The sequence below is a fragment of the Pseudomonas sp. GNP012 genome, assembly GCF_054343835.1.
Genome location: NZ_JBTGUU010000001.1, coordinates 5,878,876 through 5,893,791, shown reverse-complemented (window position 1 = coordinate 5,893,791; position 14,916 = coordinate 5,878,876). Strand labels below are relative to the sequence as shown.

Here is a 14,916-nt window from a genome sequence, read left to right as displayed (position 1 = left end):
ATCAATTGCTCCAATTGCCGATTTCCGCTGCAAACCCTTCACCGCCGGCTACGCCATCGGCACCCAGGGAGTACAGGTCGTACGTGCCATCCGTCGATCTCACACCCGGATTGAGGTACTGATAAGGCGTGTTCCACGGGTCGACCGGCATGCTCTTGAGGTAACCCTGAGGGTTCCAGCCGCGCGGCGCGGGCAAGCCCGAGGGACGTTTGACCAACGCTTCCAGGCCTTGCTGGGTCGAGGGGTAATGGGCGTTGTCGAGGCGATACATTTCCAGGGCGGTGGAGATGGCCTGGATATCGATTCTGGCGGCGGTGACCTTGGCCTGATCGGGGCGGCTCATGAACTGCGGCACCACAATGGCCCCCAGCACACCGATGATGACCACCACCACCATGATTTCGATCAGGGTAAAACCGCGTTGCACGCGGGAAAGGCTTTTGCGGGCAGGTTGCATGGATCAATTCACCAATTGGTTGAGGCTGAGAATCGGGAGCAGGATGGCCATGACGATCAGCAGCACAACGCCGCCCATCAGCACCAGCATGGCGGGCTCGAACAGGCTCACCACCAGCGCAATGCGCGCGGCGAGGCTGCTTTCCTGTTGTTCGGCGGCCCGGGCCAACATGCGATCGAGTTCGCCGGCACGTTCACCGCTGGCGATCATGTGCAGCATCATCGGCGGGATGTCGCCGCTCAATTCCAGCCCGCGAGTGAGTGTTCCGCCTTCGCGCACGGAACGGGCGACATCGACCATCCGCGCGCGAATGGTCAGGTTGCCGATGACCGAGGCGGAAATTTCCAGTGCGTCCACCAAGGGCACGGCACTTTTGCCGAGGATCGCCAGGGTGCTGGCAAACCGCGCGGCTTCCATGGCCCGCAGTACTTCACCGATGACGGGCGCACTCAGCAGCCAACGATGCCAGCGCAGACGCCACTGCGGCTGCTGCCAGCTCCAGCGCCACAGGCCGAACAGCGTCGCCAGTACGCCCATCAACAACAGGAAATGGTTGCGCAAGCCGTTGCTCACGCCGATCAGCGCCTGGGTTAGCCAGGGCAACGGCTGGCCGCTGTCGACGAAGATCTTCACCACATCCGGCACCACATAGCCGAGCAGAAAACCGACGATTGCTGCGCTGGCCAGCATCAGGATCAAGGGGTACACCAAGGCCATCTGGATCTTTTGCCGCGAGGCCTGGCGAGCCTGCGTGTAAGCCGCCAGTTGCTCCAGCACATGACCCAAATGCCCCGAGCGCTCGCCGGCGGCCACGGTGGCGCGGAACAATTCGGGGAAGGCCCTGGGAAATTGTCCCAGGGCCGAGGCCAGGGCGTGGCCTTCCATCACCCGGCTCCTGACCGCCGAGAGCAGGCCTGCGACCTTGCGCTTCGAGCTCTGTTTCGCCACCGCCTCGAGCGCTTCTTCCAGAGGCAGCCCGGCCTGAACCAGCGTTGCCAGCTGCAAGGTCAACAACGCCAGATCAGCCGCGCTCAGACCTGCGCCGCGAGTTTGCCTGCCTGTATCGCTGCCGACCCGGACCTCGATCAACACACGCGGCCACACGCCACGTTCACGCAACAGCTGTCGCGCATGACGGGGTCCATCGGCTTCCAGGCGCCCCTTGCAGGATCGGCCTTGGGCATCTAGGGCGCGGTAGTCGAAGGTGGGCATCCGTCAGTGCTCCTGGGTCACGCGCAGCAACTCATCGAGGCTGGTCAAGCCTTCCAGCACCCGCTGACGCCCGTCCTGGAACAGGCTGCGCGAAACCTTGCGCGTTGCGTCGACGAGGTCTTGCTCACTGGCGCCCTGATGGATCAGCGCCGAGACGGCGGGCGTCACGCTGATCAGTTCGTAGATGCCGATGCGCCCGCGATAGCCGTGCTGGCACTGCGCGCAGCCCGAGGCTTTGCACAACGTGTGCGACGTGGCCGTGTCGAGCCCCAGGCGCTCACAGGCCGCCGCGTCGGCGGTGTACGAAACCTTGCAATGGGGGCACAGGGTGCGCAGCAGGCGCTGGGCCAGAATGCCCACCAGCGAAGACGCCAACAGGTAGGCATCGACACCCATGTCGACCAGCCGCGTGACAGCGCCGACCGCACTGTTGGTGTGCAAGGTCGACAGCACCAGATGCCCGGTCAAAGACGCCTGCACGGCGATCTCGGCGGTTTCGCGGTCGCGGATTTCGCCGACCATCACCACGTCCGGGTCCTGGCGCAGAATCGCCCGCAGGCCGCGGGCAAAGGTCATGTCGACTTTCGGGTTGACCGGCATCTGGCCCACACCCGGCAGGTGATACTCGATCGGGTCTTCGACCGTGAGGATGTTGCGGGTCTGGTCATTCAGGCTGCTCAACGCGGCGTACAGGCTGGTGGTCTTGCCGGAGCCGGTCGGCCCGGTCACCAGCAGGATGCCGTGGGGTTTGCCCAATAGCTGGCGCAGGGCCGCGAGGGTATCGTCCAGCATGCCCAGCCGATGCAGGTCCAGGCGCCCGGCCTGTTTGTCGAGCAGGCGCAGAACCACCCGTTCACCGTGGGCCGAAGGCAGCGTCGAGACCCGCACATCGACTTCATGCCCGGCCAGACGCAAGGCCATTCGCCCATCCTGGGGCACGCGTTTTTCCGCGATGTCCAGGCGCGCCATGACCTTGATCCGCGACACCAGCAACGTCGCCAGTTCGCGCTTGGGCCTGAGCATTTCCCGCAGTTGGCCATCCACCCGCATGCGCACCGACAGGTACTGCTCGAAGGTTTCCAGGTGCACGTCCGAGGCGCGCTCGCGCACGGCTTCACCGAGCAGTGCGTTGATCAGACGAATGATCGGCGCATCGCCCTGTTGCTCCAGCAGGTCGGCGGTCTGCGGCACCTGATCGACCAGACTGAGCAAGTCCAGTTCTTCGTCCAGCCCTTGGGCTACCTGCTCCATCGCGCTTTGTCCCTCGCGATAGGCTGCCGCCAGGCGTGAGGCGTATTCTTCGGCGTCGACGATGACGAACGGCAGCGTCGACCCGCACACCCGGCGCGCCTCTGACAATGCGCTGAGCGGTGCATCGCTGCGCAGGGCAAGGCGCAGATCGTCGCCGTCACGCTCCAGCAACACACCAAAACGCCGGGCGAAACCGAAGGGCAATTGCTCGCTGAATTCGCCCATGGGTTTACTGCGCCTTGCCGCGCAAGTCGAACACTGACGCGTCGCTGGCTGGTTCAAACAACCCGCGTGCCTCGGATGGCAGCAGCAACGAGTTGTTTTCCCCCGCCCCTGTCTTGCTCAGGTCACGTAGCGCGTTGTAACGCTGCTGGCTGACCTGGGACAGGTCCTCCTTGCTGCGCACGATGGTCGGGCGCAAGAACACCATCAGATTGCTTTTGGTCTGGGTGTCGCGGCTCCAGCGAAACATCGCGCCGAGATAAGGAATGTCACGCAGCAGCGGCACGCCGCTTTTCTGGGTGCGCACGCTGTCGCGGATCAGGCCGCCGATCACGATGATTTCGCCATCGTCGGCGAGGATGGTGCTTTTGAGCGCTCGCTTGTTGGTGATCAGGTCCGAGGAGTCGATGCCCGACACCGAGGGGGCGATGTCCGACACCTCCTGCTCGACCTCCAGGCGCAACGTCGAGCCTTCGTTGATGTAAGGCTTGATCTTCAGGCTGATGCCGACGTCCTTGCGCTCGACGGTGGTGAACGGATTCTCTGCGCCGTTGCTGTTGGTGGCGTAGGAGCCGGTCTTGAACGGCACGTTCTGGCCGACGATGATTTCCGCTTCCTGATTGTCCAGGGTCAACAGGCTCGGGGTGGACAGCAGGTTGCTGTGGGTGTTGCTGGCCAGCGCCGAAATCAGCGCCCCGAAGTGGTCACTGCCCAGTTGCAGGATCGCCCCTTCCGGCGCCGATCGTTTCTCGTCGAACTTCAACCCGCCGACAATAGGAATGTCGGTGCCGGGAAAGTTGATGAAGCCCTTGGCGTCGCCGGTGTTGAGGTTCCACTGCACACCAACGGCCTCGGCGATGTCGCCGGAGATTTCGACGATGGCGGCATGGATCAACACCTGGGCCCGCGGCTGGTCCAGCTGGCGCACGATGCTTTCGATGGTCCGCACCTGTGCCGGCTCGGCAATCAGCACCAGCGCGTTCTGGCTTTCGTCGGCCTTGATCATGAAGGCTGCGCCGCCCGACATATCCTTGGCGCTGCCGATGGCGGACGTCTGTTTTCTGCCCTGCCCCATCGACTCCAGAATCTCGGCCAACTGCTTGGCATCGCTGTGACGCAGGCGAATCACCCGGGCGTTGTCGAGGGTCGTGGTGGCCGGTGTATCGAGCCCACGGGCCAGTTCGATCAAACGCTGGCGAACGACCGGCGGGCCTATGAAAATCAGGCGATTGGTCCGGGTGTCAGCCAGTACCTGTATGGCCGACTCGGCATTGCGCTTGCCCATGGAGGCCTCGATCACCGGCGCGACATCGCCCGCCTGGGCATGCTTGAGCTCAAGCACCGCGTGCAGGTTGTTCTGCCCGGAGTCCAGTTCGCGGATCACCCGGGCGATGCGCTTCACATTGGCGGCCGTATCGGTCAGCACCAACGCGTTGGCCGACACCGAGGGGCCGACATAACCGTTGGCAGAAACCAGCGGCCGCACCAGCCCGGCAATATCGGTGGCGCTACCGGTGTTCAACCCGATGACTTCGGTCACGAATTGCGACGCCGTGGTGGTTTTTACCGTGCCCTGACCGGCCCGGGTCCTGGCTTCGGCAACCGGGGCGATGAGAATCCGGTCGCCCTCATCGATCACCGTGAAATTGTGGGCATCGAGCACTGAATAGAACAACCGGCGCACCCCTTCACGATCGAGGGCCTGCCGGGACATGACGGTTATACGACCGGAGACCTTGGGGTCCAGCACTACCGTGGTCCCGAGAATGCTGGAGATCTCTTCGACGATGTCGCGCAGCTCTGCGTTGTTCATCGCCAGTTGCCATTTTTCTTCGGCGCCTCGTAGCGTGCCCGGGAAGGCTGCAGCCGCCAAAACGGCAAGCAAGAGCATTGAACGCAACCAATGCGCGCCGACGAAGCTGTTCATGAAATTCATCACTCTGGTTGCCCGAAGAGCGGGCGTAAAAAATGGGTGGTCGTGGTGACCGATTGAGCATCGACGGATGATTCGAGTCCCTTCAGAAAACGTGCGCCAGGGGGGAGGAGCGTTAGTAGCTCTTCCCGGCCCTTGTTCCACAGCACAACCTGGTGGGTCTCGATACGACGCAGGACACTGCCGCCGGGCAAACGCTCGCCCACCTGATAGAGACGGGAGCCTTGAGCATTGGCCAGCAGCGCCTTGGATAGTCCGTTGCTGACAAAGCTCGCCTGCAAGGTCAGCGGTTCGGCGCTGGGCCGCGGTGTGGCCTCTGGCGTCAAGCCGAACACGATGGCAATCGATGTTGTTTCGAGCGGCTCACGTACAGGCACCGTCTCCAGAGCTGCGATGTCGGGCAACGGTGAAGCCAGATGCTCGCGAAACGCCCGTTCCTGCCACGCCAGAAACACCGCAGCGCCCACTGGCAACGCGAGCCAACAAATGCTGCTCAGGCATGCCCGAAAGCGTTGTCCGGAAAAATTCGAAACCTTCATTTTCAACTCGGTACTCAGCAGAAGTGCCTGGCATCAGGCGACCTTTTTTGAGGTCGCCTGATGCCAGTTGCGAGGACTTACAACTTGTCCCACGCCATGTGCCAGTGAGCACCGACACCCGGTTCAAAACCGTTGGCGGTAGGGGCGTACTGCTTGCAATAACCCGAAGCAGGGAATGGCTTGCACTCAAAGACTTCATCAGTCTTCGGTTGCAGCACCTTGGTGCCGGCGGTGTAGTCGCTGAGGCCTTCAGGGAACACGAAGTCGTATTCGATGACCGCGCCTTCACCGGTCAGTTGGGTGGTCTTGGTGTCCTGACGGGTGGTGCGGCCATCCAGGGTGGTGCCGACCAGGGTCAGCGTGTGCGCACCCGGATTGCTGCGCACATCCAGGGACAACGAGGTGGAGCCGGTGGCCACTTGTGCCGACGTGGTTCCGACCGGTTTGTTGTTCTGATCGAACAAGGTCGCTTCGACGTCCATCGCGCGGTTCGCAGTCATGCTGAATTCGACTTTGGCCCGGCCTTTATCCAGGACGTATTCGGCTTGCTGAGAGGTCACCGCCATGTGCGCAGCGGCGTCTTCCTTCATGGCCAACTGCACTTCATAGCGGACTACACCGCTTTCTTTTTGCACGTAGAGGCGGTTGGTGCCTTTGACCGGGGCAACATTGCCGCTCTCGTCACGGATACCGGCGCGAACCAGAGTGTGGGTCTGGTTGATTTTTTCCGCCAGCTTGTACGACCAGTTTTGCGGTGTGCCTTCTTCAGCGTTATCGATGCTGATTTCCACGCTGTATTGCGCACTCTCGCCCTTGGCGGTAAACGCGCGAGCCTTGACCTTGTCACCCGCCAGCAACGGGGTCGATGACGCAATGCTGCCTACCGGCGACCAGCCGCCCGGCAAGTCGGGTTCGGCAAGGATGTTCACGTCTGCGACATTGTAAAACGCGGCGTCGGTGTCACCGACGGTCCAGATGGACAGGATGACGTGGTGGCCGGACTTGTCGGACGGGAGGGTGCAGCTGTGCCTGGCGCCCGACACCGGCAACTGGTTGCCGCCATCGATGGTGCAGAACGGCGTGCTTTCGAAGGTGGCGCGCTTGAGCGACTCGTTCGGGTTCCAGCCGTCGCTGGAGATGAAATACTCGTGCTTGGTCGCCGGGTGGGCGGCGGTGTAACGCCATTGGAAATCGATGTTGCGATCCTTGATTTCCGTCAGGTGCCAGCGGGTGGCGGACTGTGCGTCCAGTGCGGAGAACAGCGCGTGACCGCCGCTGGCTATTTTGCCATCGACCGGCCCCTGCAAGGGGGCACCGCCGACACCTGCCGGAAAGCCCTTGAAGGTTTCACCGACGCTCTGCGGCTCGTACTGCGCGCCGCCACAGTTGGTGTTCAAACCTTTCTGGCAGGTCAGTGCGCGTGACGGCGGCACATCCAGATAGCCGTGGGCGGATGCGGTTTGAGAGGCCAGCATTGCCGATAACAGGATCATCGAAGAGGTGCAGGCCGTTAATGCACTTCTTTTATCAAATGTAAGTTTCATGATGTGTTCCAGACTGCCTATCGAAAACAAGGCGCCTTGCAGGCGGCGATGTTTGCTTCGTTACCGTTCAGCGTTGTGCTGAACAGGGGTCTGGAACCTTACGGGGATGACGAAGAATTCTATGTAGGAGTAATCATCGCACCGGGCGGGAATAGTCTTTTCATCCGATTTTCCGACAAGAAAGGAAAACACTCTTACAGAAAGAGATGCTTTATCCGGGAAATGTTTCTGTGGGACATAAAAAAACCTGTCCGGCTCAAGGCGGGACAGGCTTCTGGAAAACGGCGCTGGCCGTTACTCGTGATATTGCGCCGACAATTCATGCACGGCACGCAGGAATGCACCGGCGTGTTCCGGATCGACTTCCGGCGTAATGCCATGACCGAGGTTGAACACGTGACCACTGCCTTTGCCGTAGCTGGCGAGAATGCGCCCGACTTCAGCGCGAATGGCTTGCGGTTTGGCGTAGAGCACGGTCGGGTCCATGTTGCCTTGCAGCGCGACTTTGTCGCCAACACGGGCACGGGCGTTGCCGATATCGCAGGTCCAGTCCAGGCCCAATGCATCAGCACCGGCATCTGCGATGCTTTCCAGCCACAGGCCGCCGTTCTTGGTGAACAGGATGACCGGCACCTTGCGGCCTTCGTGCTCGCGGATCAGGCCGCTGACGATTTTGCGCATGTAGGCCAGGGAGAACTCCTGATACGCCGCTGCCGACAGGTTGCCGCCCCAGGTATCGAAGATCTGCACCGCTTGCGCACCGGCCATGATCTGACCGTTGAGGTAGCTGGTGACCGACTGCGCAAGCTTGTCCAGCAACAGGTGCATGGCTTGCGGGTTGTCGTAGAGCATGGCCTTGGTCTTGCGGAAGTCTTTCGACGAGCCGCCTTCGACCATGTAGGTCGCCAGGGTCCATGGGCTGCCGGAGAAACCGATCAACGGCACACGTCCGTTCAGTTCACGACGGATGGTGCTGACCGCATCCATCACGTAGCCGAGGTCTTTCTGCGGATCGGGAATCGGCAGGGCTTCGATGTCGGCCAGGGTGCTGACGACCTTCTTGAAGCGCGGACCTTCGCCGGTTTCGAAGTACAGGCCCTGGCCCATGGCATCGGGGATGGTCAGGATGTCGGAGAAGAGGATCGCCGCGTCCAGTTGCGGATAACGGTCGAGCGGTTGCATCGTGACTTCGCAAGCGAACGCCGGGTTCATGCACAGGCTCATGAAATCGCCGGCCTTGGCGCGGCTGGCGCGGTATTCAGGCAGGTAGCGACCGGCCTGACGCATCATCCACACGGGGGTGACGTCTACGGGTTGCTTGAGCAGGGCGCGCAGGAAACGGTCGTTCTTCAGGGCAGTCATGTCGGCATCCGGAAAAAAAGTGCGGGCATTTTCTCAGAGCCGGGCGCAAAAGGCACGGATGCAGGTCAGCCTTTTGTCTATCGGGTCAATTTGTCGCGGTGGAATGCAGTATTTGTCTCACCACAAAACGACTGTGGGAGCGAGCCTGCTCGCGAAGAGGCCGGCACATCCAACATTGAAGTTGGCTGACAGACCGCTTTCGCGAGCAGGCTCGCTCCCACAGGGTTACTGCATTTCAAGTCTGGATCGGGTGCTTAGACGCCCAGGTAATCCAGGATCCCTTCAGCCGCATTACGGCCTTCGAAGATCGCCGTCACCACCAGGTCCGAACCGCGCACCATGTCGCCACCGGCGAAGATTTTCGGGTTGCTGGTCTGGTGCTTGTACTGGCCTTGCTCCGGTGCCACGACGCGGCCCTGGCTGTCGGTCTGGATCTCGAACTGCTCGAACCACGGCGCCGGGCTAGGGCGGAAACCGAAGGCGATGACCACGGCGTCGGCCGGGATGATCTCTTCGGAGCCCGGGATCGGCTCGGGGCTGCGACGGCCACGGGCGTCCGGCTCGCCGAGACGGGTCTCGACCACCTTCACGCCTTCGACCTTGTCTTCGCCGACAATCGCGATCGGCTGGCGGTTGTAGAGGAACTTCACGCCTTCTTCCTTGGCGTTCTTCACCTCTTTGCGCGAGCCCGGCATGTTCGCTTCGTCACGACGATAGGCGCAGGTCACCGACTTGGCGCCCTGGCGGATCGACGTACGGTTGCAGTCCATCGCCGTGTCGCCACCGCCCAGTACCACGACCTTCTTGCCTTTCATGTCGACGAAATCTTCCGGCGACTTTTCAAAGCCCAGGTTGCGGTTGACGTTGGCGATCAGGAAGTCCAGCGCGTCATACACGCCTGGCAGGTCCTCACCGGCAAAACCGCCCTTCATGTAGGTGTAGGTGCCCATGCCCATGAATACGGCATCGTATTCTTCGAGCAGTTGCTCCATGGTCACGTCCTTGCCCACCTCGGTATTGAGGCGGAACTCGATGCCCATGCCGGTGAAGACTTCGCGGCGATTGCTCAACACGGTCTTTTCCAGCTTGAACTCGGGGATGCCGAAAGTCAGCAGGCCACCGATTTCCGGGTTCTTGTCGAACACCACCGGGGTCACGCCGCCGCGCACCAGCACGTCGGCACAGCCCAGGCCCGCAGGCCCGGCACCGATGATCGCGACACGCTTGCCGGTCGGCTTGACCTTGGACATGTCCGGGCGCCAGCCCATGGCGAACGCGGTGTCGGTGATGTACTTCTCCACCGAACCGATGGTCACCGCGCCGAAGCCGTCGTTGAGGGTGCAGGCACCCTCGCACAGACGATCCTGCGGGCACACCCGGCCGCAGACTTCCGGCAAGGTGTTGGTCTGGTGCGACAACTCGGCGGCCTGGAGGATGTTGCCCTCGGCCACCAGTTTCAGCCAGTTGGGAATGAAGTTGTGCACCGGGCACTTCCATTCGCAATACGGGTTACCGCAACCCAGGCAGCGGTGGGCCTGGTCGGCCGACTGCTGGGGCTTGAAGGGTTCGTAGATTTCCACGAACTCTTTCTTGCGTTGACGCAACAGTTTCTTCTTCGGATCCTTGCGCCCGACCTCGATGAACTGGAAGTCATTATTCAGACGTTCAGCCATTTTAAAACCTCATCAAACTCTTCAGGCGCATATCACTGCGGGTTGGCACGGGTGCTGGAAAGCAACGATTTCAGGTTGGCAGCCTTGGGCTTGACCAGCCAGAAACGACGCACGTAATCATCGAGGTTCTCGGCGAGTTCACGACCCCACTCGCTGTCGGTTTCCTCGACGTACTCGTTCAGCACGCGTTGCAGGTGGCTACGGTAGGCTTCCATCGCCTCGCCGCTGATCCGCTGGATTTCCACCAGTTCGTGGTTGACCCGGTCAACGAAGGTGTTGTCCTGGTCGAGCACATAGGCGAAACCGCCGGTCATGCCAGAGCCGAAGTTGTAACCGGTCTTGCCCAATACGCAGACGAAGCCACCGGTCATGTACTCGCAGCAGTGATCGCCAGTGCCTTCCACGACAGTGTGGGCACCGGAGTTACGCACGGCGAAACGCTCGCCCGCGGTGCCGGCGGCGAACAGCTTGCCGCCAGTGGCGCCGTACAGACAGGTGTTGCCGATGATGGCACTGTCCTGGGTGCGGTAGACGCTGCCCTTCGGCGGCACGATGACCAGCTTGCCGCCGGTCATGCCCTTGCCGACGTAGTCGTTGGCGTCGCCTTCCAGGTACATGTTCAGGCCACCGGCGTTCCACACACCAAAGCTCTGGCCCGCAGTGCCCTTGAAGCGGAAGGTGATCGGCGCGTTGGCCATGCCCTGGTTGCCGTGCTTGCGCGCGATTTCGCCGGAGATCCGTGCACCGATGGAACGGTCGCAGTTGCAGATATCCAGGGCGAATTCAGCGCCGCTCAGGTCGTTGATCGCCGAGGTGGCCATGTCGACCATTTTCTCGGCCAGCAGGCCCTTGTCGAACGGCGGGTTGCGGTCTACGCCACAGAACTGCGGTTTGTCCGCTGGCACGTGGTCACTGCCCAGCAACGGAGTCAGGTCGAGGTGATGCTGCTTGGCAGTCTGGCCTTCGAGGACTTCCAGCAGATCGGTACGGCCGATCAGCTCCTCGAGGGAGCGCACGCCCAGCTTGGCCAGCCACTCACGGGTTTCTTCGGCGACGTAGGTGAAGAAGTTCACCACCATGTCGACGGTACCGATGTAGTGGTCCTTGCGCAGCTTCTCGTTCTGGGTCGCGACGCCGGTGGCGCAGTTGTTCAGGTGGCAGATGCGCAGGTATTTGCAGCCCAGGGCGATCATCGGCGCGGTGCCGAAGCCGAAGCTTTCAGCGCCGAGGATGGCCGCCTTGATCACGTCGAGGCCGGTTTTCAGGCCGCCGTCGGTCTGCACCCGGACTTTGCCGCGCAGGTCGTTGCCGCGCAGGGTCTGGTGGGTTTCGGCCAGGCCGAGCTCCCACGGCGCGCCCGCGTACTTGATCGAGGTCAGCGGCGATGCACCGGTGCCGCCGTCGTAGCCGGAGATGGTGATCAAGTCCGCGTAGGCCTTGGCCACACCGGCAGCGATGGTGCCGACGCCCGCCTCTGCTACCAGCTTCACCGAAACCAGCGCCTTCGGGTTGACTTGTTTCAGGTCGAAAATCAGCTGCGACAAGTCTTCGATCGAATAGATGTCGTGGTGCGGCGGTGGCGAAATCAGGGTCACGCCCGGCACTGCGTAACGCAGCTTGGCGATCAGACCGTTCACTTTACCGCCCGGCAGTTGACCACCCTCGCCCGGCTTGGCGCCCTGGGCGACCTTGATCTGCAGCACTTCAGCGTTGACCAGGTATTCCGGGGTCACACCGAAACGGCCAGTCGCAACCTGCTTGATTTTCGAGCTCTTGATGGTGCCGTAGCGCGCCGGGTCTTCGCCGCCTTCGCCGGAGTTGGAACGCGCACCGAGGCGATTCATGGCTTCGGCCAGGGCTTCGTGAGCTTCCGGCGACAGGGCGCCCAGGGAGATACCGGCGGAGTCGAAGCGCTTGAGCACCGATTCCAGTGGTTCGATCTCGCTCATATCCAATGGAGTGTCGAGGGTTTTGACTTTCAGCAGGTCACGGATCATCGACACCGGGCGGTTGTCCACCAGCGAGGTGTATTCCTTGAACTTGCTGTAGTCGCCCTGCTGCACAGCGGCCTGCAGGGTGTTGACCACGTCCGGGTTGTACGCGTGATATTCACCACCGTGGACGAACTTCAGCAGGCCGCCTTGCTGGATCGGCTTGCGCGGACTCCAGGCTTCGGTGGCCAGTGCTTTCTGCTCGGCTTCGATGTCGACGAAACGCGCACCCTTGATGCGGCTCGGCACGCCACGGAAGCTCAGGTTGCAGACTTCCTCGGACAGGCCGATGGCCTCGAACAACTGCGCACCGCGGTACGACGTGATGGTCGAGATGCCCATCTTCGACAGGATCTTCAGCAGGCCTTTGGTGATGCCTTTACGGTAGTTCTTGAACACCTCGTAGAGGTCGCCCAGTACTTCACCGGTACGGATCAGGTCACCCAGCACTTCGTAAGCCAGGAACGGATAAACGGCAGAGGCACCGAAACCGATCAACACGGCGAAGTGATGCGGATCGCGAGCGGTCGCGGTTTCCACCAGGATGTTGGAGTCGCAGCGCAGGCCTTTTTCGGTCAGGCGGTGGTGCACCGCACCGGTGGCCAGGGACGCATGAATAGGCAACTTGCCCGGGGCGATGTGACGGTCACTCAGCACAACCTGGGTACGACCGGCGCGCACGGCTTCTTCGGCCTGGTCGGCGACGTTGCGGATGGCCGCTTCGAGGCCGACGCTTTCGTCGTAGTTCAGATCGATGATCGCGCGCTCGAAGCCCGGGCGATCGAGGTTCATCAGCGAGCGCCACTTGGCCGGGGAAATGACCGGCGAGCTGAGGATCACGCGCGAGGCATGTTCCGGCGACTCCTGGAAAATGTTGCGCTCGGCACCGAGGCAGATTTCCAGCGACATGACGATGGCTTCGCGCAGCGGGTCGATCGGCGGGTTGGTGACCTGCGCGAACTGCTGGCGGAAATAGTCGTACGGCGTGCGCACGCGCTGGGACAGCACGGCCATCGGCGTATCGTCGCCCATCGAGCCCACGGCTTCGTAGCCCTGTTCGCCCAGCGGACGCAGCACCTGGTCGCGCTCTTCGAACGTGACCTGGTACATCTTCATGTATTGCTTGAGCTGATCAACGTCGTAGAACGCCGAACCGTGGTCGTTGTCTTCCATGGTCGCCTGGATGCGCAGGGCATTCTTGCGCAGCCATTGCTTGTACGGATGACGGGACTTCAGACGGTTGTCGATCGCATCGGTGTCGAGGATCTGGCCGGTTTCGGTGTCCACGGCAAAGATCTGGCCAGGTCCCACACGACCCTTGGCGATCACATGTTCAGGCTGGTAGTTCCAGACACCGATTTCCGAAGCCAGGGTGATGAAACCGTTCTTGGTGGTGACCCAACGCGCCGGACGCAGACCGTTACGGTCGAGCAGGCACACCGCGTAGCGACCGTCGGTCATTACCACGCCAGCCGGGCCGTCCCACGGTTCCATGTGCATCGAGTTGTATTCGTAGAACGCACGCAGATCCGGGTCCATGGTCTCGACGTTCTGCCACGCTGGCGGAATGATCATCCGCACGCCACGGAACAGGTCGATGCCACCGGTGACCATCAGCTCCAGCATGTTGTCCATGCTCGAGGAGTCCGAACCCACGCGGTTGACCAGCGGGCCGAGCTCTTCCAGGTCCATCAGGTCGTTGGTGAACTTGGTGCGACGGGCCACGGCCCAGTTGCGGTTGCCGGTGATGGTGTTGATCTCGCCGTTGTGCGCCAGGAAGCGGAACGGTTGAGCCAGCGGCCATTTCGGCAGGGTGTTGGTGGAGAAGCGCTGGTGGAACACGCAAATCGAAGTTTGCAGGCGCTCATCGCTCAGGTCCGGATAGAAGGCGGTCAAGTCCGCCGGCATCATCAGGCCTTTGTAAATGATGGTCTTGTGCGAAAAGCTGCAGACGTAGTGGTCGGTGTCGGCGGCGTTGGCCACGGACGAGCGACGACGGGAGGTGAACAGCTTGACGGCCATGTCCTGGTCGCTCAGGCCTTCACCGCCGATGAACACTTGCTCGATCTGCGGCAGGCGCTCAAGGGCCAGGCGGCCGAGGACGCTGGTGTCGATCGGCACTTTGCGCCAGCCGACCAGTTGCAGGCCGGCGGCCAGGATCTCGCGGTTCATGTTCTCGCGAGCGGCTTCGGCTTTGACCGGGTCCTGGTTGAAGAAGACCATGCCCACCGCATATTGCTTGGGCATTTCGACGCCGAAGGTTTCCTGGGCGATGGCTCGCAGGAACACGTCCGGCTTTTGAATCAGCAGACCGCAACCGTCACCGGTCTTGCCGTCGGCATTAATCCCACCGCGGTGGGTCATGCAGGTCAGGGCCTCGATGGCCGTTTGCAAAAGGGTATGACTGGGCTCGCCCTGCATATGGGCTATCAGGCCGAAACCACAGTTATCCTTGAATTCATCTGGTTGGTACAGACCTGCTTTCATAGACACTTTCTCACCAGGCTGCCTCTAATCGAGGCAAATTTCTTTTCAATTCAACCACTTGCCATCCGCGCCGAACGTACGCCAGCTTTGCGGGGACAAAAGGGAGGTCATTGTACACACCGACACTTGGCCTCACAAATTTGACGACGAAATGTCGCAAATCCATGTCGCATTTGTGAAAGGTTTAAAGCGATCTGCTGTGCTAGTCAAAACTTTTTTAATTTTGACCGCAACGACTCAAAGAC

At 61.6% G+C, this 14,916-nt stretch carries 9 protein-coding genes; all 9 read right to left on the bottom strand.

Annotation, left to right across the window (positions count from 1 at the left end):
* Position 1 precedes the first annotated feature (1 nt).
* Positions 2-457 carry a type II secretion system major pseudopilin GspG gene (gene gspG / locus ACXX83_RS26650; RefSeq protein WP_458550027.1) on the bottom strand — a complete coding sequence of 152 codons (456 nt, stop codon included), beginning with the start codon at positions 455-457 and terminating at the stop codon, positions 2-4.
* A 3-nt stretch (positions 458-460) separates the two neighbouring features.
* Complete coding sequence (gene gspF / locus ACXX83_RS26645) at positions 461-1,669, bottom strand: type II secretion system inner membrane protein GspF (protein ID WP_458550026.1); 1,209 nt, start codon at positions 1,667-1,669, stop codon at positions 461-463.
* 3 nt (positions 1,670-1,672) lie between these two features.
* On the bottom strand, positions 1,673-3,145 hold the full coding sequence (gspE, locus tag ACXX83_RS26640) for a type II secretion system ATPase GspE (protein ID WP_458550025.1): 1,473 nt from the start codon (positions 3,143-3,145) through the stop codon (positions 1,673-1,675).
* Positions 3,146-3,149: 4 nt separating this feature from the next.
* Positions 3,150-5,069, bottom strand: coding sequence for a type II secretion system secretin GspD (gene gspD / locus ACXX83_RS26635; RefSeq protein ID WP_458550024.1), 1,920 nt, complete (start codon positions 5,067-5,069; stop codon positions 3,150-3,152).
* An 8-nt stretch (positions 5,070-5,077) separates the two neighbouring features.
* Positions 5,078-5,614, bottom strand: a complete 537-nt coding sequence (locus tag ACXX83_RS26630; protein ID WP_458550023.1) for a type II secretion system protein N — start codon at positions 5,612-5,614, stop codon at positions 5,078-5,080.
* A gap of 77 nt (positions 5,615-5,691) precedes the next feature.
* Entirely contained in the window at positions 5,692-7,158 is a 1,467-nt protein-coding gene (gbpA, locus tag ACXX83_RS26625) for an N-acetylglucosamine-binding protein GbpA (protein WP_458550022.1), read from the bottom strand.
* Positions 7,159-7,452: 294 nt separating this feature from the next.
* Positions 7,453-8,520 carry a uroporphyrinogen decarboxylase gene (gene hemE / locus ACXX83_RS26620; protein ID WP_015093145.1) on the bottom strand — a complete coding sequence of 356 codons (1,068 nt, stop codon included), beginning with the start codon at positions 8,518-8,520 and terminating at the stop codon, positions 7,453-7,455.
* 254 nt (positions 8,521-8,774) lie between these two features.
* Positions 8,775-10,193 (bottom strand): glutamate synthase small subunit GltD family protein, encoded by a 1,419-nt coding sequence (locus ACXX83_RS26615; protein ID WP_007975602.1) that lies wholly within the window; start codon positions 10,191-10,193, stop codon positions 8,775-8,777.
* 32 nt (positions 10,194-10,225) lie between these two features.
* Positions 10,226-14,671, bottom strand: coding sequence for a glutamate synthase large subunit (gene gltB, locus ACXX83_RS26610; RefSeq protein WP_458550021.1), 4,446 nt, complete (start codon positions 14,669-14,671; stop codon positions 10,226-10,228).
* Between the last annotated feature and the right edge of the window lie 245 nt (positions 14,672-14,916).